This is a genomic window from Idiomarina abyssalis (genome assembly GCF_019797805.1).
Taxonomy (GTDB): domain Bacteria; phylum Pseudomonadota; class Gammaproteobacteria; order Enterobacterales; family Alteromonadaceae; genus Idiomarina; species Idiomarina abyssalis.
Map to the genome: position 1 here is coordinate 640,262 of NZ_CP081832.1, position 23,229 is coordinate 663,490.

The 23,229-nt window shown below is 47.8% G+C and carries 22 protein-coding genes and 1 rRNA gene; 22 read left to right on the forward strand and 1 reads right to left on the reverse strand.

Going from position 1 to position 23,229, the window contains the following annotated elements; genetic code table 11:
* Positions 1-78 precede the first annotated feature (78 nt).
* From fliE to glnB, 17 genes are all read left to right on the forward strand, one after another.
* Complete coding sequence (gene fliE, locus K5X84_RS03000; protein WP_199495143.1) at positions 79-411, forward strand: flagellar hook-basal body complex protein FliE; 333 nt, start codon at positions 79-81, stop codon at positions 409-411.
* A 47-nt stretch (positions 412-458) separates the two neighbouring features.
* The gene (fliF, locus tag K5X84_RS03005) at positions 459-2,150 is read left to right on the forward strand and encodes a flagellar basal-body MS-ring/collar protein FliF (protein WP_419471404.1); all 1,692 of its coding nucleotides are present in this window, start codon (positions 459-461) and stop codon (positions 2,148-2,150) included.
* Entirely contained in the window at positions 2,143-3,189 is a 1,047-nt protein-coding gene (fliG, locus tag K5X84_RS03010; RefSeq protein ID WP_199495141.1) for a flagellar motor switch protein FliG, read from the forward strand. Before fliF ends, fliG begins: the two co-directional genes overlap by 8 nt.
* 14 nt (positions 3,190-3,203) lie before the next feature.
* Complete coding sequence (gene fliH / locus K5X84_RS03015) at positions 3,204-3,953, forward strand: flagellar assembly protein FliH (RefSeq protein ID WP_222236637.1); 750 nt, start codon at positions 3,204-3,206, stop codon at positions 3,951-3,953.
* A gap of 3 nt (positions 3,954-3,956) precedes the next feature.
* On the forward strand, positions 3,957-5,312 hold the full coding sequence (fliI, locus tag K5X84_RS03020; RefSeq protein ID WP_054490652.1) for a flagellar protein export ATPase FliI: 1,356 nt from the start codon (positions 3,957-3,959) through the stop codon (positions 5,310-5,312).
* Positions 5,313-5,315: 3 nt separating this feature from the next.
* Positions 5,316-5,759 carry a flagellar export protein FliJ gene (gene fliJ / locus K5X84_RS03025; RefSeq protein WP_054490654.1) on the forward strand — a complete coding sequence of 148 codons (444 nt, stop codon included), beginning with the start codon at positions 5,316-5,318 and terminating at the stop codon, positions 5,757-5,759.
* 78 nt (positions 5,760-5,837) lie between these two features.
* Positions 5,838-7,616 (forward strand): flagellar hook-length control protein FliK, encoded by a 1,779-nt coding sequence (locus tag K5X84_RS03030; protein ID WP_222236638.1) that lies wholly within the window; start codon positions 5,838-5,840, stop codon positions 7,614-7,616.
* A gap of 68 nt (positions 7,617-7,684) precedes the next feature.
* A complete protein-coding gene (gene fliL, locus K5X84_RS03035) occupies positions 7,685-8,221 on the forward strand; it encodes a flagellar basal body-associated protein FliL (protein WP_222236639.1) in 537 nt (178 codons plus the stop codon).
* A gap of 16 nt (positions 8,222-8,237) precedes the next feature.
* Positions 8,238-9,302, forward strand: coding sequence for a flagellar motor switch protein FliM (gene fliM / locus K5X84_RS03040; protein ID WP_054490690.1), 1,065 nt, complete (start codon positions 8,238-8,240; stop codon positions 9,300-9,302).
* 31 nt (positions 9,303-9,333) lie between these two features.
* Positions 9,334-9,789: a flagellar motor switch protein FliN gene (fliN, locus tag K5X84_RS03045; protein ID WP_054490660.1), complete on the forward strand. Its 456-nt coding sequence runs from the start codon at positions 9,334-9,336 to the stop codon at positions 9,787-9,789.
* Position 9,790: 1 nt separating this feature from the next.
* The gene (gene fliO, locus K5X84_RS03050) at positions 9,791-10,120 is read left to right on the forward strand and encodes a flagellar biosynthetic protein FliO (RefSeq protein ID WP_054490662.1); all 330 of its coding nucleotides are present in this window, start codon (positions 9,791-9,793) and stop codon (positions 10,118-10,120) included.
* Positions 10,117-10,863 carry a flagellar type III secretion system pore protein FliP gene (fliP, locus tag K5X84_RS03055; protein WP_054490664.1) on the forward strand — a complete coding sequence of 249 codons (747 nt, stop codon included), beginning with the start codon at positions 10,117-10,119 and terminating at the stop codon, positions 10,861-10,863. Before fliO ends, fliP begins: the two co-directional genes overlap by 4 nt.
* Before the next feature lie 8 nt (positions 10,864-10,871).
* On the forward strand, positions 10,872-11,141 hold the full coding sequence (gene fliQ / locus K5X84_RS03060; protein WP_054490666.1) for a flagellar biosynthesis protein FliQ: 270 nt from the start codon (positions 10,872-10,874) through the stop codon (positions 11,139-11,141).
* On the forward strand, positions 11,141-11,926 hold the full coding sequence (gene fliR, locus K5X84_RS03065; RefSeq protein WP_199495137.1) for a flagellar biosynthetic protein FliR: 786 nt from the start codon (positions 11,141-11,143) through the stop codon (positions 11,924-11,926). The genes fliQ and fliR overlap by 1 nt, the downstream gene beginning before the upstream one ends.
* A 30-nt stretch (positions 11,927-11,956) precedes the next feature.
* The gene (gene flhB / locus K5X84_RS03070) at positions 11,957-13,084 is read left to right on the forward strand and encodes a flagellar biosynthesis protein FlhB (protein WP_222236640.1); all 1,128 of its coding nucleotides are present in this window, start codon (positions 11,957-11,959) and stop codon (positions 13,082-13,084) included.
* Between the two features lie 88 nt (positions 13,085-13,172).
* Complete coding sequence (locus K5X84_RS03075; RefSeq protein WP_222236641.1) at positions 13,173-14,804, forward strand: NAD+ synthase; 1,632 nt, start codon at positions 13,173-13,175, stop codon at positions 14,802-14,804.
* 10 nt (positions 14,805-14,814) lie between these two features.
* Positions 14,815-15,153, forward strand: a complete 339-nt coding sequence (glnB, locus tag K5X84_RS03080; RefSeq protein ID WP_054490674.1) for a nitrogen regulatory protein P-II — start codon at positions 14,815-14,817, stop codon at positions 15,151-15,153.
* Between the two features lie 27 nt (positions 15,154-15,180).
* Here glnB and K5X84_RS03085 read toward each other — a convergent pair whose 3' ends face one another.
* Positions 15,181-15,951 (reverse strand): outer membrane protein assembly factor BamD, encoded by a 771-nt coding sequence (locus K5X84_RS03085; protein ID WP_199496408.1) that lies wholly within the window; start codon positions 15,949-15,951, stop codon positions 15,181-15,183.
* Positions 15,952-16,062: 111 nt separating this feature from the next.
* Here K5X84_RS03085 and rluD point away from each other — a divergent pair, with 111 nt between their 5' ends.
* The 5 genes from rluD (at position 16,063) to K5X84_RS03110 (ending at position 23,214) form a co-directional block, all read left to right on the forward strand.
* The gene (gene rluD, locus K5X84_RS03090) at positions 16,063-17,031 is read left to right on the forward strand and encodes a 23S rRNA pseudouridine(1911/1915/1917) synthase RluD (protein ID WP_199495206.1); all 969 of its coding nucleotides are present in this window, start codon (positions 16,063-16,065) and stop codon (positions 17,029-17,031) included.
* Positions 17,003-17,722 carry a peptidoglycan editing factor PgeF gene (gene pgeF / locus K5X84_RS03095; protein WP_244994819.1) on the forward strand — a complete coding sequence of 240 codons (720 nt, stop codon included), beginning with the start codon at positions 17,003-17,005 and terminating at the stop codon, positions 17,720-17,722. Before rluD ends, pgeF begins: the two co-directional genes overlap by 29 nt.
* Before the next feature lie 72 nt (positions 17,723-17,794).
* Complete coding sequence (gene clpB / locus K5X84_RS03100) at positions 17,795-20,368, forward strand: ATP-dependent chaperone ClpB (RefSeq protein WP_222236642.1); 2,574 nt, start codon at positions 17,795-17,797, stop codon at positions 20,366-20,368.
* A gap of 88 nt (positions 20,369-20,456) precedes the next feature.
* Complete coding sequence (pssA, locus tag K5X84_RS03105; protein ID WP_199495125.1) at positions 20,457-21,284, forward strand: CDP-diacylglycerol--serine O-phosphatidyltransferase; 828 nt, start codon at positions 20,457-20,459, stop codon at positions 21,282-21,284.
* Positions 21,285-21,671: 387 nt separating this feature from the next.
* A 16S ribosomal RNA gene (locus tag K5X84_RS03110) occupies positions 21,672-23,214 on the forward strand.
* Positions 23,215-23,229: the final 15 nt, after the last annotated feature.

The window sequence follows — 23,229 nt, forward strand, 5'->3', positions numbered from 1 at the left end:
ACAATCTTATAAGTTGGCATTTTGCTTGCATAGTTAACCTTAAATAGAGTCAGTGATGAATTTTTGACGGGGTTAATTATGAAAGTGGAAGCAAACGCACTTTACCAACAGTTACAATCGATGGCCACGCAGGCTTCTCAGCGTGACCAGCCTACGAATGTGAACGCCCTGCAAGGTAATACTGCTCAAGCAGACTTTTCCAATATGCTGAAAAACGCAATGGATAACGTTAACGAATTGCAACAAACCTCAGGCGATTTAAAAACACGCATGGAGCTTGGTGACCCAAATGTCACGCTGGAGCAAACTATGATCGCCAGCCAAAAAGCGGGTATTGCGTTTGAGGCAACTGTTCAGGTACGCAACAAAGTGGTTGATGCGTACAAAGAAATTATGTCAATGCCGGTATAACCGCAGCAGCACTGGAGATATGAGTCGTGGCTGAATCAACAGATTTAATGGTACAAGATACCGACTTACCTGACAGCAACCGAACAAGCAATGAAGACGGCGGCGAGAAGACCGGTATTATGACAATGCTGGGTAACTTTGACATGCTTCGTCAGGTCATTGTGGTTTTAGCCCTGGCTATCTGTGTCGCCATTGCTGTTTTTATTATGTTGTGGGCACAAGAATCAACTTACCGTCCACTAGGTAATTTAGAAACCCAGGAGTTGATCAGTACGCTCGACTATATGGATGCTAATGGTATTGAGTACCAGGTTGATGGCAATACGGTGTCAGTTCCGGAAGAGAATTATGAAGCAATCAAGCTGCAGTTAACTCGTGCGGGAGTAGACTACGGCAACTCGACCAATAACGGTTCTGAAATATTAATGAGCGAACCGGGTTTTGGCGTTAGCCAACGTCTGGAGCGAGAGCGACTCATTCATTCCCGTGAAGTCCAGCTTGCGCGCGCTATTGAAGAAATTAAAAAAGTGGCCGGGGCTAGAGTACTTCTGGCCGTACCGAAGGAAAATGTTTTTGCCCGTCGTGAAAAGCAGCCGAAAGCGTCGGTTATGCTGAATGTTCGCGGTGGTACGTCGTTAAGTGAAGAAGAAGTTGCTTCGATTGTTGACATGGTTGCGTCTTCGGTAACCGGTTTGAATACTGAACACGTTACTGTCACTGATCAGGCCGGCCGTTTGCTTAACTCGGGTTCACAAAGTGCCCTGGCGGCAAAAAGTTCGCGCGAATATCAGATTGAGCAAAAGCGCGAAGAAGAATACCTGAAGAAGATAGACAGTATTTTGATTCCTGTGCTGGGCTATGACAATTATACCGCGCAGGTTGATGTCACTATGGACTTCACCCAGCGTGAACAAACTCAGCGTCAGTTTAATCCTGATATGCCGGCAATTCGCAGTGAAATGACGGTCGAAAACCGCTCTGTCGGCAGCGCAATTGGTGGTATCCCTGGTGCATTAACGAATCAGCCGCCACTTGATTCTGATATTCCGGAAGAGGCCGGTGCAGGAAGTGCTGGTGGCGGGACTAACGGCAGCACTCATCGCGAGGCGACACGGAATTACGAGCTTGATAACTCGGTAACTTATACCCGCAGTCAAACGGGCACGGTTGAACGTTTGAGTGTGTCCGTTGCGGTTAACCAGAAAACAATAACGAATGAGGCAGGTGAAAATCAGCCTCAGGCAGCCAGTGCCGAAGAGATGGCGAATATTCGTCGCTTGCTTCAAGGTGGTTTGGGTTTTGATATTAACCGTGGCGACAGTATTGAAGTTGTTTCAGTGCCTTTTGCACGACTGCCTGACTTAGGCGCCGGAGAAACACCGGTATGGGAAGAGCCATGGTTCTGGCGTGCTTTCCGTCTGGTCATGGGTGCTTTGGTTATTATGGTATTGATTCTGGCAGTGGTTCGTCCAATGCTTAAGAAACTGATGAATCCAGAATCTGGTGTTGAAGACGATGCTGAAGCATTCCTTGATGAGGAATCGATGGGCGATGAAACCATTGATCTGTTATCCTCACAATTTGATGAGAGTGCGGTAGGGTTCGGTGCGGATGGCAGCCTGCAATTACCGGATCTGCACAAAGATGAAGACTTGCTGAAAGCAGTAAGGGCGTTGGTTGCCAATGAGCCTGAACTGTCCTCACAAGTGGTTAAAGCGTGGTTGAACGAAGATGCCTAATCAAGAAATGAAAACCAAGCGCGGTAAGGTCGAGTTTGACGTCGATACTTTAGAAGGTGTCGAGAAAGCCGCGATTTTGCTGCTGAGCTTGTCGGAAGAAGACGCTGCCCAGATACTCAAACACCTGGAACCTAAGCAGGTTCAGAAAGTGGGTATGGCCATGGCAAGCCTGGAGGACTTTAACCAGGACAAGGTTAATGCCGTGCATCATCTCTTCCTGGAAGAAATTCAGAAGTTCACCAATATTGGCTTCAAGAGTGAAGAGTTTGTGCGTAAAGCACTGACCTCGGCTCTGGGTGAAGACAAAGCCGGTAACCTGATTGAGCAGATTGTCATGGGCGGTGGCTCAAAAGGTCTGGACTCATTGAAGTGGATGGATTCCAAACAGGTGGCGACGATTATTCGTAATGAGCACCCGCAAATTCAGACCATTGTTCTGTCTTATCTTGACCCTGAGCAAAGTGCCGAAATTATGGCGCAGTTCCCGGACAAAGTGCGTCTGGACTTAATGATGCGTATTGCCAACTTAGAAGAAGTTCAGCCGGCGGCATTGCAGGAACTGAACGAAATTATGGAAAAACAGTTTGCCGGTCAGGCTGGTGCTCAGGCTGCGAAGATGGGCGGCCTGAAGGCAGCTGCAAATATTATGAACTACCTGGATACCAATATCGAAGGCCAGTTGATGGACTCTATCCGCGAGCAGGACGAAGAAATGAGCCAGAACATTCAGGACCTGATGTTTGTGTTCGAGAACCTGGTCGATGTCGACGACCGTGGTATTCAGACCTTGCTGCGTGAAGTTGAAGGCGAAGTTCTGCAAAAAGCAATGAAAGGCGCAGACGAAGCGGTTCAGGAAAAAATCTTTAAGAACATGTCAAAACGTGCCGGCGACATGCTGCGTGATGACCTTGAAGCTATGGGCCCCATTCGTATTAGCGATGTAGAGGCAGCGCAGAAAGACATTCTTGCTGCGGCCCGTCGTTTGGCTGACGCAGGTGAAATTATGCTTGGCGGCGGTGGCGGTGACGAATTCTTATAAGGGCTTAACGCATAATGACCGATGATAAAGACGTAACACATCGTTGGGACTTACCTGACATGACATCTGAGGAGCTCAAGCAGGGCTCTCAGGTGAATGCGTTAAATAAACCCCGCCGCTGGCAATATGAGCCACCTGAAGCTGACGACGAGCAAGAGGAAGAGCTAAAGCCTCTGACTGCTGAGCAATTGGAAGAAATTCGTCAGGCAGCGCGCGAAGAGGGTCACAAAGAAGGTTTTGATGAAGGCCGCAGTGAAGGCTTGAAAAAAGGCTACGACGAAGGCTACGAAGCTGGCAAAAAAGAAGGCTTTGAAGCGGGTCATGAGCAGGGCGTTGAAGCTGGCAAAGAAGCCATGAACGAGCAGCAGCAACAGCTGGAAACTCTTTTACAAAGCTTATCCCACCCCAACGAGCGTATTACCGAAGCGGTGCAGGATGAACTGATTGAAATGGTCACCGAGCTGACAAGAGTGATCTGTCTGAATGTTGCCGAGAACTCTAAGGAGTTGGTTGTTAACGCGGTACGAGAGGCAATTGCGGTTCTGCCGGTCACGGATCAGCGTGTCATTATTCATTTAAATGAAGAAGACTTAACGCTACTGCAGAACGTCTACAGCGAAGACGAGCTGAAGGAGAAAGGCTGGTTACTGAATAAAGATGAATTACTGGAGCGCGGCGGCTGCCGCGTGACGACCGAAAGTTCCACTATTGATTACACTCTGAGCAGTCGTATGGAAGATGTCTTCTCCAAAGTAAAAGGTTAACCCATGAGTGCTTCTGAACGCTTGGTTGAACAGTTACGGAAAAAGCGGGAGCGCATTCAGAAACCGTCCGTTGCGGTATCTGGCTATTTAACTCGTGTTGTTGGTTTGATGTTCGAAGCCGTTGGTTGCCGGGCTCCGGTCGGTTCGAGTGTTGCCGTAGAAGCTGACAGCGGTGACATTGAAGCCGAAGTTGTTGGTTTTGAAGGTAATATCAGTTACCTGATGCCAACCGAAGATGCCCATGGCGTCATACCCGGCGCCAGAGTCCGTCCGTTAAACCGAAAAAACCAATTACCCTTGGGTATGGAGCTGTTGGGACGAGTTATCGATGCCCGCGGTGAACCTCTGGATGGCAAAGGCCCTATATTTTCTGACGGTAAAACTTACCGCAGCAAACCAATGAATCCGTTAAATCGTCGTCAGGTTAAACAACCCCTGGATGTGGGGGTTACCGCAATCAATGCTTGTTTAACCGTGGGCCAGGGGCAGCGGATGGGCTTATTTGCCGGTAGTGGTGTCGGTAAGAGTGTGCTGCTGGGCATGATGACGCGGGGAACCACGGCCGATGTCATTGTTGTTGGTCTGATTGGTGAACGTGGCCGCGAAGTAAAAGAGTTTATTGAAGAAATTTTAGGTGAAGAAGGCCGTGAGAAAGCTGTGGTTATTGCGGCACCGGCTGACCAGTCGCCTCTGATTCGTTTGCGAGGGTGCGAAACCGCGTCTCAGGTTGCGGAATATTTCCGTGATCAGGGCTTGAACGTTTTGCTGTTGATGGATTCGTTGACCCGTTACGCCATGGCACAGCGTGAAATTGCATTGGCTGTTGGCGAACCACCGGCGACAAAAGGTTATCCGCCTTCTGTTTTCGCTAAACTGCCCGCTTTGGTAGAACGAGCGGGTAATGGTGGTGACGGACAGGGATCGGTTACTGCCTTTTATACGGTCTTAACTGAAGGTGATGACTTACAGGATCCTATTGCGGATTCTGCACGGGCCATACTGGACGGACACATTGTGTTAAACCGCGAATTGGCGGACAGCGGTCACTATCCGGCAATAGATGTTGAAGCCTCTATTAGTCGTGTTATGCCGCAAGTGGTTTCAGAAGAGCATATGCAACAGGCCATTAAGGTCAGGCAGTGGTATTCGCATTATCGGCGCAATCGTGACTTGATCTCTATTGGCGCTTATACGCGTGGAAGCGACCCGGCTATTGATCAGGCTATTGCTATGCAGCCGCGCGTGAATCAGTTTTTACAACAAAAGATGCAACAGGTTGTCAGCTACGATGAGAGCTTGTTGTTGCTTAACCAATTAGTAAATCCAAATCAAAAGCAGCAGTCAGCCGGAGGCGCTTAAATTATGGCCGAGTTGGCGCAGTTGCAGATGCTACTGGAGTTAGAACAAAGACGTGAAGATAAGGCTGCTCAGGATTTCGCACAGGTTCAGCAACAGGTGCAGGAACAACAGATGCGCCTGGATGGTATGTCAAAATACCGACTCGACTATTTAAATCAACTGCAAGAGCGTGGGCAAGGCGGTATTGCTTCTATCCAGGTGGGTCAGTACCACGCCTTTGTCGGCAAGCTGGATGAAGGTGTTGAACAGTTGCATCACGAGGTCGTGAAGCTGCAACAGGTACTGCAACAACGAAAAGAACGTTGGCTGGCGCAACGGCGTAAGCGAGAGTCAGTTGATTTTTTAATTAAGGAACGCAGAAAGCGCGAACAAATAGCCCAGGCGCGGAAAGAGCAAAAAAACCTGGATGACTTCAGTAGTCAGCGTTTTATCCGTGACAGAAAATAGTTGGAACAAAAATTGCTTGGTTATTGATGAGAAAATTAAGCAAAGCGTGAATAAGCACTTAATTCAGGAAAAAATACTATGCAACAGCTGCTCAACTTAACCGAATCTGCCGATAACTTTGCCCGTATGGGTAAAGGGAAAGGGCTATCAGTGAAAAACGCTGAAGGCGAAAGCAGTGAGTTCTCTCGTTTGATGATCAAGCAAAATTCCGGCGATAAAGAGCTGCAACAATTGGCCGCCAAATTAGAAGCCCACCAGGCTGCCAACGGCGATTCTAAAGGTCGTGAAATTGACCGTAAAAATGTCGGTGAGCCAGTTACCCGAAACCTATGGGAACTGTTGCAACAAATGCAGCAGGAAACCGCGGATATTAAAGTTGAAGGCAAGGCGGCTGTCATTGGTGAAATTGACGTTGAGCCCGACAGCGGCGAACTGGAATTAAGTGATGAAGAACTGTCAAAAATGTTGCAGTCTTTGCTAGCCAAGCTTGATAAAGCGAGTGCTGACGGTGAAAGTAGCGAGACAGTAATGACGGACGCGGAGCGGCAGAAGTTTGCCGATCAATTGCTGGCCGGCATGACGGATAAAGACAAGCAAGCGTTACAGTCAAAATTGCAGCAGATGATACAAGCCGTTGAACAGGGTGAAAATGCCGGTGAAGCGGTAGAAGATGCGGGTAAGTTCATTGTTAACTTAATGGAGCCTATGTTACCGAAAGCCGATGCGGATAAGTTATTGGTCGGTAATGAAAAGGCGCTGACTCAGGCGTTGAACCAGGCGGCCGAGCAAGCTATTGCACAGCAGTCTGTAGATAAGGGAGCAACCAAGCCGCAGAGCTCGGAAGAATTACTCGCCCTATTGAAGCAGTTAGAGCAGCAGGTTTCGGCACAAAAGTCGAAAGGCGAAAATAGTGAACTGAGCCTGGCGGAACAGAAAAAATTACAGCAATTTACCGCTGAGCTACGTCAGCTTTTAGCTGGTCAGAATAATGACACTGATAAGTCCCAAGTGTTGAGCAAAGAGCAGGCGGCCAAAGCAGAACAGCTTTTGGCAGAAATACGACAATTATTAAAAGGCCGCACCGGACATAGTGAAAAAGCGGCGGAGCCAATAAAGGTAGCCGAACAGTCAAAAGGTACAGAGCCTGTTATAACTGCCACTAACGCTAAGTCTGGTAAAGAAAAAGCTGAGGCTGGCGATACTGCTATTAAGGGTAGTGACAGCAAACAGTCTGCAAGCAAAGCCGAAGGCTTAGCCAACGCGGTGGATGTCGATACTAAGTTGCCTGATTCAGCACAACAGAATCAAGTGTTCAGAAACAACACTGATGCCCTGGCTGATGCTAACGCGGCTCGCGCAATACAAGGTCAGATGGTGTCTACGACACAAGGTACTGTAGCGGCTAATGAGTCGGGCCAAACTAATACTTTGCAGGCTCTGCAGCGTCCTCTGGACTTGCAGCAGACAGAAGCATCGCAAAAATTGCAGGAACGCATCAACATTATGATGAGCCGCAATATTCAGCGAGCGGATATACGTCTGGATCCGCCCGAGCTTGGCAGTGTTCAGATTCGGGTTAATATGAGTGGTGAACAGGCTTCGGTGCAGTTTCAGGTGCAAAGTGCACAAGCCAAAGATGCAATAGAAACGGCAATGCCGCGTCTGCGTGAGATGTTAGAACAACAGGGCATCGACTTAGCCGACACTCAGGTGGGTGAACAAAGTAAAGAAGGCGAACGCACTGCCGGTGGCCAGGGTGGCTCAGCTGAAGAGTCAGAAGACTGGGCCGTAGAAGGCGAAATTGCTTTGGATGAAGGTAGAGTTCTTGCCGACGGGCAGGTCGATTTCTATGTTTGAAACGGTATAACTAAAGCAACGATCAAGCTATAGTAACTGTTATTAGACAGTGACACAGGACATAACGCATGGCAGAAGATAAAAACGATAACGAAGAAGAACAAACTGAAGAAAAAGCTGGCGGCAAAAAGAAGAAATTAATACTGTCCGGCATTATCGGTATTGTTTTAATCGTGACTGTCGTGCTCGTTCTTTGGTTATTTGGCGGTTCGTCGTCTTCGGATGAACCGGCGACAACCGGAAGTGGCTCGCCAGCGCCGTCTTCGTCGTCGCGACCGGAAGTCGGTAATGCGCTCTATGTGGGCATGCCCCGGGCGTTTGTCTTTATTGTTCCGGGCGACTCACGTGAACGAACCGTGCAGATTAAAGCACAACTTATGGTTCGCGGTGAGGAAAATGAAGAACTGGCGAAAAAGCATATTCCGCTCATTGAAGGAACCTTACACGAGGTATTTTCTTCGTCAACAGCGGACAGATTAAAGACAGCTGAGGGTAAAGGTCAGCTGCGTGAGTTAGCACTCACTGAAGTGCGCTCTGCGCTCGAAGAAGTGACCGGGAAGCCGGTTGTGGAACAGGTTTTATTTACCAGCTTGGTAATGCAATAAGTGAGCTATTATGGCGGTGAGTGACTTACTATCTCAAGACGAAATTGACGCGCTGTTGCATGGCGTCGATGACGTTGAAGAAGAGGATACAGAGAAACAGTCCGCTTCTGCGGATGCGCTCGATTATGACTTTTCATCGCAAGATAGAATTGTCCGTGGTCGTATGCCAACGCTGGAAATTGTTAATGAGCGTTTTGCCCGTCATATGCGGGTCAGCTTATTTAACATGATGCGGCGCACAGCAGAAGTGTCGATTAACGGCGTCCAGATGATTAAATTTGGTGAGTACGTGCATACCTTGTTCGTACCAACCAGTTTAAACATGGTGCGTTTTCGTCCATTAAAAGGGACGGCGCTAATTACCATGGAAGCGCGTTTAGTCTTTATTCTGGTGGATAACTTTTTTGGTGGTGACGGACGTTACCACGCAAAAATTGAAGGACGCGAATTTACGCCTACGGAACGCCGCATTATTCAAATGTTGCTTAAGCTTGTCTTTGAAGACTACAAAGAAGCCTGGGCACCGGTAATGGATGTTGGCTTTGAGTATCTGGATTCTGAAGTGAACCCGGCCATGGCGAACATTGTGAGTCCGACTGAGGTTATTGTCATTAGCTCTTTCCACATTGAGCTGGACGGCGGCGGTGGTGACTTTCATATTGCTTTGCCTTATTCAATGCTGGAACCCATTCGCGAGTTGTTGGATGCTGGTGTGCAGTCGGATAAAGAAGATACCGATATGCGCTGGAGTAAGGCGCTGCGTGACGAAATTATGGATGTTCCGGTAGAAATGATTGCCAAACTGGCGCAAACCGAAATGTCCTTGCGAGAAGTGATGGAGCTGCGGGAAGGGGATGTTATTCCACTTGAGTTACCGGATGATTTAACCGTGCTCATTGAGGACTTACCGACCTTCCACGCAAAAATGGGGCGTTCAAGAGACAACGTTGCTCTGAAAATTTCAGAGAAAATTAAACGTCCTGAAACCGTTAAGTCTGATATTCATATGTTGACGCGTGGTGGTCGCCGCATAGGTGGTGACGCCGAGCTGCAACAGTTAGAAGAAGACATTGATTTATAATAATTGCTGCTTGAGAAAGTGAGGTTGCAACATGAGTAACGATGATAAAGATATGGATGACTGGGAAGCAGCAATGGCTGAACAGGCAGCTGCTGAAGACGAAGAAGGCGGCGAATCTGAAGCGAGTGAAGATGGCGGAAAAGCGTCAAGTCATTCGGGTATGGATAACGTGCAAACCGCCGAGTTGGAAGAGCTTAGTGAAGATAAGCCTGTAACCGAAGAAGAAAAACGCAAGCTGGATGCGATTCTTGATATTCCGGTCACGATTTCAATGGAAGTTGGCCGTAGCCAAATCAGCATTCGTAATTTGCTGCAATTGAACCAGGGCTCTGTGGTTGAGCTGGAACGTGTTGCCGGTGAACCATTAGACGTACTGGTTAATGGCACCTTGATAGCACACGGCGAGGTGGTTGTTGTTAATGATAAATTCGGGATACGCTTAACCGATGTTATTAGTCAGATTGAACGTATTCGTAAGCTTCGCTAGTTTGCTGCTTATTCCCTCTGCAGCATACGCTCAGACAGAAGAGAAAGCCGGCATTATCTCGGGCAATGACATAGGCGCCATGGTTTTGGCGCTTTTTGCCGTTTTGGCGGTGATAGTTGTGTTGGCTTCGCTTTTAAAGCGCTTTAACCTGAAGTTTCAGGGCGCGTCTGGCATGAAAGTATTGAGTAGCGTATCTTTAGGAACTAAAGAGCGGTTAGTGATTGTTGAAGTGGGTGGACAAAAACTGTTGCTTGGTGTTACCCAACAACGCATCGACTGCTTAAAAGAACTCCCGAGCGATATCAACCTGGAAGGAAAAGAAGAACAATGAACCGCTGGTTGTGGCTTAGTATTTTAACCCTTTTGTGTTTGCTGCCGGATCAGGCATTTGCCTGGCAGGATATTTCCGCCGTTACGGTGAAAACAAATCCGGATGGAAGTGAAGAGTATTCCGTAACCCTGCAAATTCTGGCAATAATGACGGCACTGACCTTCATTCCTGCCATGGTCATCATGATGACGTCGTTTACCCGAATTATTATTGTTCTGGCCATTTTGCGTCAGGCAATTGGTCTGCAGCAATCGCCTTCTAATCAGGTGTTGCTGGGTATCGCGTTATTTCTCAGCTTTTTTATTATGACGCCGGTACTGAACGAAATTAATGACAAAGCGCTGCAACCGTACTTAAATGAAGAGATACAGTCGATGGAGGCTGTCGACAGAGCGAAGGCTCCAATAAAGGCCTTTATGCTGGCGCAGACGCGGTTAACGGATTTAGAAACTTTTGTAGAAATTTCGGGCACAGAAGGTGTGGAAGAGCCGGAGGATGTGCCCATGTCGGTACTTATTCCGTCTTTTATTACCTCCGAGCTAAAAACGGCCTTTCAAATAGGTTTCATGCTCTTTATTCCGTTTTTGATTATTGACCTGGTGGTTGCCAGTGTTCTCATGGCCATGGGTATGATGATGTTGTCCCCCATGATTGTTTCGCTACCCTTCAAGCTCATGTTGTTTGTGCTGGTTGATGGCTGGAGTTTAACCATGAGTACCCTGGCCGGAAGTTTCGGGGTCTAGGAGGCACTATGTCACCAGAAATGTTTCTCGACATTTTCCAGGAAGCCTTAAAGACAATTGTCATTATGGTGGCTTTTATTATCGTGCCGGGTCTGTTAGTTGGCCTGGTCGTTGCCGTTTTCCAGGCGGCTACGTCAATTAACGAACAAACATTAAGTTTTTTACCGCGCCTATTAGTCACTCTTGCGGTTATTGGCCTTGGTGGGCATTTTCTGACAGAGACGGTGATGGACTTCACCATAGAGATGTTTAACCGGATACCCGAAGTGGTCGGCTGATGGATCTGGTAACCTCTGTTGTGCTCGAGTGGTTGGAGCAGCACCTGTGGCCTTTGACCCGGGTGTCTTCAATGATAATGAGCATGGCACTTTTTTCCGGCACCATCGTTAACTCCCGTATTAAGATCTTCTTATCTTTAGCTATTATTCTTGCTGTATCGCCGGCACTGCCGGAGGTTGATGCCGGTGTTGAAATGATGTCGGTCGGCGGCTTTGTGGTAACGGCTCAACAAGTTGTTATTGGTGTTGCCCTGGGCTTGCTCTCTATTCTATTTCTGCAGACCTTTGTTTTAGGTGGACAGATCATCGCGATGCAAATTGGTCTCGGCTTTGCGTCTATGGTCGACCCCACCAACGGCCAGCAGGTGCCGGTTATTGCGCAGTTCTTTTTAATGTTGGCCAGTTTGGTTTTTCTGGCATTCGATGGCCATTTGCTAATGATTCATATGGTGGTTGCCAGCTTTGATGCGATACCCGTTGGAATGTCGGGGCTTGATGCCGATGCTTTATATGCGGTTGCTGACTGGGCGGTCTATATGTTCTCTGCAGCGTTAACCGCAATGTTGTCCGGAGTCATTGCTTTACTGCTTATCAATTTGAGCTTCGGTGTTATGACTCGTGCTGCCCCTCAGTTGAACATATTTGCGATAGGTTTCCCTATTACCATGGTCAGTGGGCTTGTGGTGATTTGGCTGACCATGGGCGGCTTTATTTTTCATTTCGAGAATCAGTGGGCACGTGTGGTACAGACCATGTGTGAAATACTGGGTAGTCAATGCGCTTAAATGGCCCCTCTCTAACAAAGGCTAATAGGTATGGCTGAGACCGATCAGGAACGTACTGAAGACCCCACGGAGCGACGAAAACAGCAGGCCCGTGAAAAAGGGCAAATTGCTCGTTCTAAGGAAATGGGAACTGCCTTTGTGCTGGTAAGCGCAGCGGTCGCTTTCTTTTGGTTTGGTGGGGCGCTGTATCGCGGCGTGCGGAATGTGTTTGAGACCATGTTTACCATTGACCGACAACAGGCCTTTGATACCACCAAAATTTATGAAGCCTTTGCGATAGCTTTTGGTGAGGTGATGTGGCCGATATTGACCATTTTCGCTTTCATCGTAGTTTTTACCTTCCTTGGCAATAGCTGGCTTGGCGGAATTAACTTCTCTGCTCAGGCAATGGCCCCCAAGGCCAACCGAATGAGTCCGCTTAACGGTTTTAAGCGCATGTTTGGTGTTCAGGCGTTGGTGGAGTTAGTCAAAGCTATTGCTAAGTTTATGGTGGTCGCGGTTTCGGCATACTTCTTGTTGAAATGGCAGTTTGTCGACATATTGCAGATGTCTATGGGCCAGATGCCAACCATGATAGGCAATGCCTTGGATACGCTGCTCTGGATGTTTTTACTGCTGAGTTGCTCAATGTTTTTAATTGTCGTTATTGATGCGCCGTTCCAACTTTGGAAGCACAATAAAGACTTAAGAATGAGCAAGCAGGAAGTGAAAGACGAACATAAAGACACGGAAGGGAGTCCTGAAGTTAAAGGCCGTATTCGTCGTTTGCAGATGGAGATGGCTAATCGCCGAATGATGCAGGAAGTGCCGAAAGCTGATGTTGTGGTAACCAACCCGACGCATTACGCGGTCGCGTTAAAATATGAAGACGGAGGCGCTCAGGCGCCTGTCTTGCTGGCAAAAGGAACCGATGAAACGGCAGCGAAAATCCGGGAAATTGCGCTGGAATATGAAATTCCTCTGGTTGCTTCACCGGGACTTGCCCGATCAATTTATCACACCACAGAACTTGAGAAAGAAATTCCCAAAGGCCTGTTTGTGGCAGTGGCGCAAATTCTGGCTTATGTCTATCAGTTGCGTATGTTTAAGCAAGGTCAGGCTAAGCGGCCTAAGAAGCCACCGACCGATAAAGACATTCCGGATGACCTTCGCTATTAATCCATCATTTGCGCGTTGGGACGGGCTGCTATATCATTCCGCCCCATTCGGGCCGATATCGGCAATGGCAAATTTGGACTGAGCAGTTATGGCAAAACTTTCATTGTGCATGGCACAGCTGGACTTTACGGTTGGCGCCATTCACAACAACACCGCCTTAATTCTTAAAACCTTACGTGAACAGGGCGCACAACACGATATTATTGTCTTTCCTGAGCTGGCTATTACGGGTTATCCGCCAGAGGATCTCCTGTTCCGCGAAGACTTACATCAGGCGGTCGATAATGCGGTTGAGCAAATCAGTGCAGCGGCATCTGAATGCGTTGTCATTGTTGGTCATCCTCAGGCTATAGGCGGAGAGTTATTTAATGCGATGTCGGTTTTACATCGTGGAGAATGCTTGTTGCGCTATTTTAAACAACGCCTGCCAAACTATGGTGTTTTCGATGAGCAGCGCTACTTTATTCCGGGGCATCAGAGTCAAGTGTTTGAATGGCAGGGTGTTCGTATCGGCCTACAAATTTGTGAGGATCTATGGCATCCACAACCGCTACAGCAATTGTTGGATGACGATATCGATCTTGTGCTGTCAATTAATGCTTCGCCTTACGAGCTTAACAAGCACGAACAACGTCTGGGTGTACTGAAACAGCGTGTTGCCGAAGCCGGCAAGCCCATTTTATACCTGAATAACTGCGGCGCTCAGGATGAGCTCGTCTTTGATGGGCACTCTTTGGTTATCGACGCAGAAGGTAAGTTGGTGGCTGAGTTGCCACATTGCCAAATGACTACAGCAACCGTGGTTTACGAAGATAACCAGGTTGTATGTAACGGATTTGAAGCTCAGGCTGAGCAGAACGACCTGGCTCATGTATACGATGCGTTGGTATTAGCTGTGCGTGATTACGTCACTAAAAATGGCTTTTCCGGAGTGGCTCTGGGCTTGTCGGGCGGCATTGATTCAGCACTAACCCTGGCAATTGCCAGTGACGCTTTAGGTGCCGATAAAGTTCATGCCGTAATGATGCCGTTTCGTTATACCTCGGATATGAGTCTGGAAGACGCAGAACAGCAGGCGAAAACGCTGGGTGTTCGTTATGATGTGGTGCCGATTGAACCTATGTTTGACGAGTTTATGAATCAACTGTCGCCATTATTCGGTGAAACTGAAACCGACACGACAGAAGAAAACTTACAGTCGCGTTGCCGCGGCGTATTGCTTATGGCCTTGTCGAATAAGACCGGTTCGCTTGTGTTAGCAACGGGCAATAAAAGTGAAATGGCTGTCGGTTATGCCACTTTATACGGCGATATGTGCGGCGGGTTTGCGCCAATTAAAGACATTCCGAAATTACTGGTTTATCAATTGGCTGAGTTCAGAAATAGTCGTGGTTCGTGCATCCCGCAACGTGTCATCGACAGGCCTCCTTCGGCTGAGTTAGCACCAGACCAGGTCGATTCTGATTCTCTACCCGACTATAGCGATTTAGATCGCATTCTGGCATTGTATGTAGAGAGGGACTGGTCGGTAACCGATATTGTTGCGGCAGGGTTTGCAGAAGATGATGTGCGTCGGGTTATTCGTTTAGTGGATCTGAATGAATATAAACGCAGACAATCTGCAGTTGGCCCTAAAGTAACGCCTCGTAATTTTGGTAAAGATCGTCGTTACCCTATTACCAGTCACTATCGCCATGAATTACAGCGACAAGGTCAATAGGACAACACTGATGAAAAAAGTTGAAGCCATTATTAAACCGTTTAAATTAGACGATGTGCGTGAAGCGCTGTCTGAGGTTGGAATTGCTGGTATGACGGTATCAGAGGTAAAAGGCTTTGGTCGTCAAAAAGGTCACACCGAGCTTTATCGGGGCGCTGAGTATATGGTCGATTTCCTGCCCAAAGTGAAACTGGAAGTTGTGGTTGCTGACAGCGAAGTTGAGCGTTGTATTGAGGCGATAATGGAAACGGCTCAGACCGGTAAAATTGGTGATGGCAAAATTTTTATTACCGATATTGAACGGGTCATTCGTATTCGTACCGGAGAGGAAAACGAAGACGCGGTATAAATTACCGCGTCGAATGAATGGCTAAAATTAGCGAGCTGAAACTAACTGATTATTCGGGAAGTTAGCTCGCAATACCTTCATTGCGTCTTCACGTAATTCAGGCAATTCAAGCTGATCGTAACTTTCTACCATAATGGCTAATGCGTTTTCTACTTCCGGGGTGTCCGAGAAGTGTTCTAATACATAACGTCCACGGTTAGCCGCTGCTAAATAAGCCTGGCGCTCCATATAGTATTGCGCAATAGCCAATTCTTTCTTAGCTAAACGGCTTTTCAATGCAATTAAACGTTGTTTAGCGTCTGCTGCGTACTCACTATCCGGATACTTGCGGATGAGTTCAGCAAAATCTTTAAACGCTTCCTGAGCCATCGAAGAGTCACGATCGGAACGATCAACACCTGCGAGTTCGTGTATCGCATTATGTTCCGCTCTCTGGTTTACCAGTCCGCGCATGTAAAGCGCGTAATCCACATCTTTATGGTTTGGATTGAGGCTAATAAAGCGATCGATAGCGGCCAGAGCTTCATCAGTATTATCTAACTTGTAGTGTAGATAGATAAGGTCTAACTGAATTTGATGAGCGAAAGGACCAAAAGGATAACGGCGGTTAAGGTTCGACAATTGTTCTTGTGCCAAATTTAAGTTGCCGTTAGACATGCTCTCCTGAGCCTGGTCATACATAGCTTCTATTTGTGTTTTTGACACCTGTTCTTCTTCTGATTGACTTGAGCAACCAGCTAACATTAACCCCAGAACCGATGATAAAACGACGCTTCGGCCTAACTTATTACTAAACATATTATGAAGGATTCCCTTTATTTTTTTGGCGCTGCACCGGCAAACCGTTACACTAGCATATTCTTGCATTCTAACGCAGCCGTAAAGGCTTTGACAGTCGAAACCCAATATATGAACAAAAGCATTGAATTAGAAGCCATTGTTACCGAGTCTCTGGCTGGAAAAAGATTAGACCAGGCACTTGCAGAGTTGTTCCCCGACTACTCCCGGTCAAGGCTAAAAAGCTGGATAACTGATGGAAAAGTGACCGTTGATACTAAAGTTGTCGAAAAACCACGAGAAAAAGTGGTGGCCGGAACTTTAGTTGCTGTTGACGCTGAAATTGAAAGTGAAGAGCGGCACGAAGCGCAACCGGTAGAACTGGATATCGTTTATGAAGACGAGGATATACTGGTTATTAACAAACCGGCAGGGCTCGTTGTTCACCCCGGAGCCGGTGCACCAGACAGAACCTTATTAAACGGTTTGCTGCACTATGATCCACAACTCGACTTAGTGCCACGGGCGGGAATTATTCATCGTTTAGACAAAGATACCACCGGATTAATGGTGGTAGCACGTAATGTACCGGCGCAGACTCAATTAGTGTCAATGATGCAGGCGCGGGAAATCACTCGTGAGTACGAGGCTGTTTGTAACGGCGTTATGACGGCGGGTGGTATGGTTGATGAACCTATTGGACGACATCCGACGAAGCGCACACATATGGCAGTTGTTCAGTCTGGGAAACCGGCGGTTACTCATTATCGTGTGTTGGACCGTTATAGGGCACATACGTTATTGCGTTTGCGCTTAGAGTCCGGTCGAACTCACCAGATCCGCGTACATATGGCGCATATTCGCCACCCGTTGGTCGGTGATTTAACTTATGGTGGCCGGCCGCGTCCGCCGAAGCAGGCCGAAGATCGTCTATTACAAACTTTGCGAGGATTTAACCGCCAGGCTTTGCATGCGGCATCGCTGGGCTTGCACCACCCCATTACCGGGGATTGGCTGGAGTTTAATGTTCCGCGCCCCACAGATTTTCAATATTTGATTGAAGAGTTGCGAATTGATAACGAACGCTTTAAATCGGCATGAGGCCATTTTAACGCCGGACTGGGAACTGCCGCCGAACGTTCATGCGGCAGTGACAACCAGAGAGTTTGGCAATTTAGCGGTTCATGTGGGAGACGACCCGGCTGCTGTTCTGCTACGTCGCCGACAACTGCAACGTTCACTCAAACTGCCAACCGCGGTTACCTGGTTGCAACAACAACATACGAATAGGGTTTTGCGTTGGCCTTTTAAGTCCGCTGTTGCGGATGCTGCCTACAGTGACCTACCCCAGAGTGTCTGTGCAGTTTTAACCGCAGACTGTCTGCCTATTCTTTGTTGTTCAGATGACGGAAAGGAAATTGCAGCAGTGCACGCAGGTTGGCGGGGTTTAGCCGACGGAGTATTACAAAATGCGTTGGCAAATTTTAAAACGCCAGCGGCTAACATTCGCATTTGGATAGGACCGTCTATCGGCGCTCCGGCTTTTGAAGTAGGTGATGACGTAAGAGATGCGTTCGTTACACGCTGTTCGTCTCATGCAAAATATTTTCTTTCTCACGCTGATAAATGGTTAGCCGATTTAGCCTCAATTGCAGAGGCAGAGTGTTTACGCGCGGGACTAAACAATATTACCAAAAGCGGCGAATGTACGGTCGGCAATAACACAAGCTGGTATTCGTGGCGTAAAGAAAAAGCTGTAGCAAGATTTGCGTCAATTATTTGGCGAAATTAATTTTAGTCACTTGAAAATGCGCAAAAAGTACCCACATCTAACTTAACGAAAGAATTAAGTGAGGAAGTACCGATGCGACACGATAAATTTACCAGTAAGTTTCAGATGGCAATTGCTGATGCTCAGTCAATTGCTCTGGGACGTGACCATCAATTCATAGAACCCATCCATTTAATGCAGGCACTGTTGGATCAAAACGGTGGCTCAGTTCGCCCTTTATTCACGATGCTGAGCGTGGATATCCCCCAGTTCAGAGCAAACCTGTCGAAAGCTCTGGATGCGTTACCTCAGGTTGAGGGTACAGGCGGTGACGTTCAGCTGTCACAGAACACAGCTCAACTTTTAAACCTGTGTGATAAGTACGCGCAGAAACGAAATGACTCGTACATTTCGTCCGAACTGTTTTTACTGGCTGCAACGGAAGATAAAGGTAAGCTGGGGGATATTTTTCGTCAGCAGGGCATAAAACGTGATGCGCTGGAAAAAGCCATTAACGATATTCGCGATGGTGAAAAAGTGGATGACCCTAATGCCGAAGATAAACGCCAGGCGCTGGACAAGTACACTATAGATTTAACGGAACGTGCGGAGCAGGGCAAGCTAGACCCTGTTATTGGCCGTGATGAAGAAATTCGTCGGACGATTCAGGTATTGCAGCGCCGTACTAAAAACAACCCGGTACTTATTGGTGACCCCGGTGTCGGTAAAACCGCCATTGTTGAAGGACTGGCACAGCGCATCGTCAACGGTGAAGTGCCTGAAGGCTTAAAGCATAAACGAGTATTGTCTCTGGATTTAGGGGCTTTATTAGCGGGGGCGAAATTCCGCGGTGAATTTGAGGAGCGACTCAAAGCTGTATTAACCGAGCTTTCTAAAGAAGAAGGCCGCATCATTTTGTTCATTGACGAGATGCACACCATGGTTGGTGCTGGTAAAGCGGACGGTGCGATGGATGCCGGCAACATGTTGAAGCCTGCCCTGGCGCGTGGCGAACTGCACTGTGTCGGTGCTACTACGCTGGATGAATACCGTCAGTATATTGAAAAAGATGCAGCACTTGAACGACGCTTCCAGAAAGTTCTGGTGGAAGAACCGAACGTGGAAGACACCATTGCTATTTTACGTGGTTTGAAAGAGCGCTACGAACTACACCATTCGGTGGAAATTACAGACCCAGCCATTGTGGCCGCGGCGTCTTTATCGCATCGCTATATCAGTGACCGTAAACTGCCGGATAAGGCCATCGACTTAATTGACGAGGCGGCATCAAGTATTCGTATGCAAATCGACTCTAAGCCGGAAGATTTAGATCGTCTGGAGCGCCGGATTATTCAATTGAAGCTTGAACGTCAGGCGTTACAGAAAGAAAAAGATGATGCCAGCAAGAAACGCCTGGAAATTCTGCACGACGAGCTTGATGAACAAGAACGTAAATACGAAGAACTGGAAGAGGTCTGGAATACAGAGAAAGCGGCAGTACAAGGTACCCAGCATATTAAAGCTCAGTTAGAACAGGCTCGTACCGATATGGACATTGCTCGCCGCGCCGGTGACTTAAATCGTATGTCTGAACTTCAGTATGGTCGTATTCCTGAACTCGAACGTCAGCTGGATTTAGCCTTGCAGGCTGAAATGCAGGATATGAGCTTGCTCAAAAACCGTGTTACCGAAGAAGAAATTGCTGACGTATTGTCACGCTGGACGGGTATTCCGGTTAACAGAATGCTCGAAGGCGAGCGCGAAAAGCTGTTGCAGATGGAAGAACAAATCCACAGTCGGGTAGTGGGTCAAAATGAAGCCGTAGATGCGGTTTCCAATGCCATTCGCCGTTCACGCGCGGGGCTTGGGGATCCAAACCGTCCTATTGGTTCATTCTTATTCCTTGGTCCAACCGGTGTGGGTAAAACAGAATTATCTAAGGCTTTAGCGAACTTCATGTTTGATACTGACCATGCGATGGTACGTATTGATATGTCCGAGTTCATGGAGAAGCACTCGGTTGCTCGTCTGGTTGGTGCGCCTCCTGGCTATGTTGGCTATGAAGAAGGTGGTTACTTAACCGAAGCCGTGCGGCGTAAACCCTATTCGGTAATTTTGCTCGACGAAATTGAGAAGGCTCACCCAGATGTCTTTAATATCTTATTGCAGGTATTGGACGATGGTCGCTTAACCGATGGGCAAGGGCGCACGGTCGATTTCAAAAACACCGTTATTATTATGACCTCTAACCTTGGCTCCGATTTAATTCAGGAGCATGCCAAAGAGCATACTTATGAGCAGATGAAGGCTGAGGTAATGGAAGTGCTGGCGCATCATTTCCGTCCGGAGTTCATTAACCGTGTGGATGAAACCGTTGTTTTCCATCCTCTTGGAGAAAGTGAAATTCGCTCTATTGCGCAGTTCCAGTTGCAGCTTCTTTATAAGCGCCTGGAAGAAAAAGAGTATCAGCTTGAGTTGGATGATGACGCTTTATCTCACCTTGCTAGAACTGGGTTCGATCCTGTGTTCGGGGCACGCCCTCTTAAACGTGCAATTCAGCATGAGCTGGAAAACCCGTTAGCGCAAAAAATCTTGTCAGGGGAACTTGAGCCTGCTAAACCGATCAAAGTAAGTGTTGAAAATGAGCGGTTAGTGATCACGCAATAACCACACAGGGCTTCGGGCATTTCCTGTTCGAAGCCCTAATGTGATAACCTGACTACTTTCATATTAGTGACTAAAGAGTGTTCTATACATGAGTAATGACAGCTCAAATGCCAGTGGTAAGAGCCGCGGTATCTATTTATTGCCAAACTTGTTTACAACTGCAGGCCTGTTTTCGGGATTCTATGCCATAGTTGCGTCAATGAACGATCGCTTTATTGAGGCGGCTGTAGCAATTTTTATCGCAATGGTTTTTGATGGGCTGGACGGTCGGGTTGCAAGAATGACCAATACAGAGAGCGATTTCGGTGCTGAATTCGACAGTATGGCTGATATTGTATCCTTTGGTATGGCACCTGCTTTGGTCATGTACAACTATGCCTTGGCTGATCTCGGAAAAATTGGCTGGTTAGCGGCATTTATTTTTGTGGCTGGTGGTGCATTACGCTTGGCGCGCTTTAATACAAACTTAGGTTCTTCCGATAAAAAGTTCTTTCAGGGACTGGCGATACCCAGCGCTGCAGCAATCGTTGCCGGTTTAGTCTGGGTTGGTTCTGAATACGGTGTTGAAGGAAGCGATATAGCTGGCTTCGCTGCTGTTGTTACCATTTGTGCCGGCCTATTGATGGTAACCAACTTCCGTTACCACTCTTTTAAAGACGTTGACTGGAAAGGTAAAGTTTCATTTTTAGTTATACTGGTCATTGTACTGGCTTTCGTGATTGTTGCGACACAGCCATCATTAGTGCTGTTCTCTATATTCTTTTTATATGCTTTGTCAGGCCCGGTATTAACTATAAAGAATGTTAAGAAATTGAAGTTGGGCCATGTTGTTGGTGATGACGACGACGATGACGCAGACTTTAATGACAATAAAGAGACCAAAAAAGAAGCAGAAAAGACAGAGAAAGAAGATTAAAACACCAAATTGGTGAACTTCTGAGCAAACGATCAATGTGGTCCGAAAAAGATCTTGAAAGGCTCAGAGAGATCACTATAATTCGCCGCCGTTGTCATGAGTTATCCGAAAGGGATTCAGGCAACGGTGTTTTGTTTCAACCGGGCTGAAAAAAAAGCCGCTAAAAAGTGGTTGACGAAACGACTGGGAAGTGTAGAATACGCCTCCCTGCTTCGAAAGAAGCAACGCTCTTTAACAATTATATCAAGCCAAGCAAACTGTGTGGGCACTTGCAGAAGTAAGCAAACAGAAATATTTGTATTGCAACTTTTGAATGAGTGTTCAGCAAGGTTTCATTAATGAAGCTAAGCAAAAACGCGTAATTCATTGAGTTGATTGAACTACTTTTAATTGAAGAGTTTGATCATGGCTCAGATTGAACGCTGGCGGCAGGCCTAACACATGCAAGTCGAGCGGTAACAGAGAGAAGCTTGCTTCTCTGCTGACGAGCGGCGGACGGGTGAGTAATACTTGGGAATTTGCCTTTAGGCGGGGGACAACCACGGGAAACTGTGGCTAATACCGCATAATGTCTACGGACCAAAGTGGGGGACCTTCGGGCCTCACACCTAAAGATGAGCCCAAGCGGGATTAGCTAGTTGGTGAGGTAAAGGCTCACCAAGGCGACGATCCCTAGCTGTTCTGAGAGGATGATCAGCCACACTGGGACTGAGACACGGCCCAGACTCCTACGGGAGGCAGCAGTGGGGAATATTGCACAATGGGGGAAACCCTGATGCAGCCATGCCGCGTGTGTGAAGAAGGCCTTCGGGTTGTAAAGCACTTTCAGCGACGAGGAAGGAGTGTGTGTTAATAGCGCACATTATTGACGTTAGTCGCAGAAGAAGCACCGGCTAACTCCGTGCCAGCAGCCGCGGTAATACGGAGGGTGCAAGCGTTAATCGGAATTACTGGGCGTAAAGCGTACGTAGGCGGCGTGTTAAGCAAGATGTGAAAGCCCCGGGCTCAACCTGGGAATTGCATTTTGAACTGGCATGCTAGAGTCCTGAAGAGGGTGGTAGAATTTCCAGTGTAGCGGTGAAATGCGTAGATATTGGAAGGAATACCAGTGGCGAAGGCGGCCACCTGGTCAGAGACTGACGCTGAGGTACGAAAGCGTGGGGAGCAAACAGGATTAGATACCCTGGTAGTCCACGCCGTAAACGATGTCAACTAGTTGTTCGTGTCATTAAGACGTGAGTAACGCAGCTAACGCACTAAGTTGACCGCCTGGGGAGTACGGCCGCAAGGTTAAAACTCAAATGAATTGACGGGGGCCCGCACAAGCGGTGGAGCATGTGGTTTAATTCGATGCAACGCGAAGAACCTTACCATCCCTTGACATCCAGTGAATTTTCCAGAGATGGATTAGTGCCTTCGGGAACACTGAGACAGGTGCTGCATGGCTGTCGTCAGCTCGTGTTGTGAGATGTTGGGTTAAGTCCCGCAACGAGCGCAACCCTTATCCTTAGTTGCCAGCACGTAATGGTGGGAACTCTGGGGAGACTGCCGGTGATAAACCGGAGGAAGGTGGGGACGACGTCAAGTCATCATGGCCCTTACGGGATGGGCTACACACGTGCTACAATGGCGCATACAAAGGGCAGCAAGCCAGCGATGGTTAGCGAATCTCATAAAGTGCGTCGTAGTCCGGATTGGAGTCTGCAACTCGACTCCATGAAGTCGGAATCGCTAGTAATCGTGGATCAGAATGCCACGGTGAATACGTTCCCGGGCCTTGTACACACCGCCCGTCACACCATGGGAGTGGGCTGCACCAGAAGTGGTTAGTTTAACCTTCGGGAGAACGATCACCACGGTGTGGTTCATGACTGGGGTGAAGTCGTAACAAGGTAGCCGTAGGGGAACCTGCGGCTGGATCACCTCCTTACAAAACAGCTTACGG

What these genes read in the sequence shown, in the direction of transcription:
- flhB (WP_222236640.1), top strand. Translation starts at nt 11,957, where the DNA reads ATGGCTGAGACCGATCAGGAACGTACTGAAGACCCCACGGAGCGACGA.
- fliH (WP_222236637.1), top strand. Translation starts at nt 3,204, where the DNA reads ATGACCGATGATAAAGACGTAACACATCGTTGGGACTTACCTGACATG.
- fliI (WP_054490652.1), top strand. Translation starts at nt 3,957, where the DNA reads ATGAGTGCTTCTGAACGCTTGGTTGAACAGTTACGGAAAAAGCGGGAG.
- pssA (WP_199495125.1), top strand. Translation starts at nt 20,457, where the DNA reads ATGAGTAATGACAGCTCAAATGCCAGTGGTAAGAGCCGCGGTATCTAT.
- glnB (WP_054490674.1), top strand. Translation starts at nt 14,815, where the DNA reads ATGAAAAAAGTTGAAGCCATTATTAAACCGTTTAAATTAGACGATGTG.
- fliP (WP_054490664.1), top strand. Translation starts at nt 10,117, where the DNA reads ATGAACCGCTGGTTGTGGCTTAGTATTTTAACCCTTTTGTGTTTGCTG.
- fliR (WP_199495137.1), top strand. Translation starts at nt 11,141, where the DNA reads ATGGATCTGGTAACCTCTGTTGTGCTCGAGTGGTTGGAGCAGCACCTG.
- fliN (WP_054490660.1), top strand. Translation starts at nt 9,334, where the DNA reads ATGAGTAACGATGATAAAGATATGGATGACTGGGAAGCAGCAATGGCT.
- K5X84_RS03075 (WP_222236641.1), top strand. Translation starts at nt 13,173, where the DNA reads ATGGCAAAACTTTCATTGTGCATGGCACAGCTGGACTTTACGGTTGGC.
- fliL (WP_222236639.1), top strand. Translation starts at nt 7,685, where the DNA reads ATGGCAGAAGATAAAAACGATAACGAAGAAGAACAAACTGAAGAAAAA.
- rluD (WP_199495206.1), top strand. Translation starts at nt 16,063, where the DNA reads ATGAACAAAAGCATTGAATTAGAAGCCATTGTTACCGAGTCTCTGGCT.
- fliE (WP_199495143.1), top strand. Translation starts at nt 79, where the DNA reads ATGAAAGTGGAAGCAAACGCACTTTACCAACAGTTACAATCGATGGCC.
- fliJ (WP_054490654.1), top strand. Translation starts at nt 5,316, where the DNA reads ATGGCCGAGTTGGCGCAGTTGCAGATGCTACTGGAGTTAGAACAAAGA.
- K5X84_RS03085 (WP_199496408.1), bottom strand. Translation starts at nt 15,951, where the DNA reads ATGTTTAGTAATAAGTTAGGCCGAAGCGTCGTTTTATCATCGGTTCTG.
- fliQ (WP_054490666.1), top strand. Translation starts at nt 10,872, where the DNA reads ATGTCACCAGAAATGTTTCTCGACATTTTCCAGGAAGCCTTAAAGACA.
- K5X84_RS03030 (WP_222236638.1), top strand. Translation starts at nt 5,838, where the DNA reads ATGCAACAGCTGCTCAACTTAACCGAATCTGCCGATAACTTTGCCCGT.
- clpB (WP_222236642.1), top strand. Translation starts at nt 17,795, where the DNA reads ATGCGACACGATAAATTTACCAGTAAGTTTCAGATGGCAATTGCTGAT.
- fliG (WP_199495141.1), top strand. Translation starts at nt 2,143, where the DNA reads ATGCCTAATCAAGAAATGAAAACCAAGCGCGGTAAGGTCGAGTTTGAC.
- fliF (WP_419471404.1), top strand. Translation starts at nt 459, where the DNA reads ATGGTACAAGATACCGACTTACCTGACAGCAACCGAACAAGCAATGAA.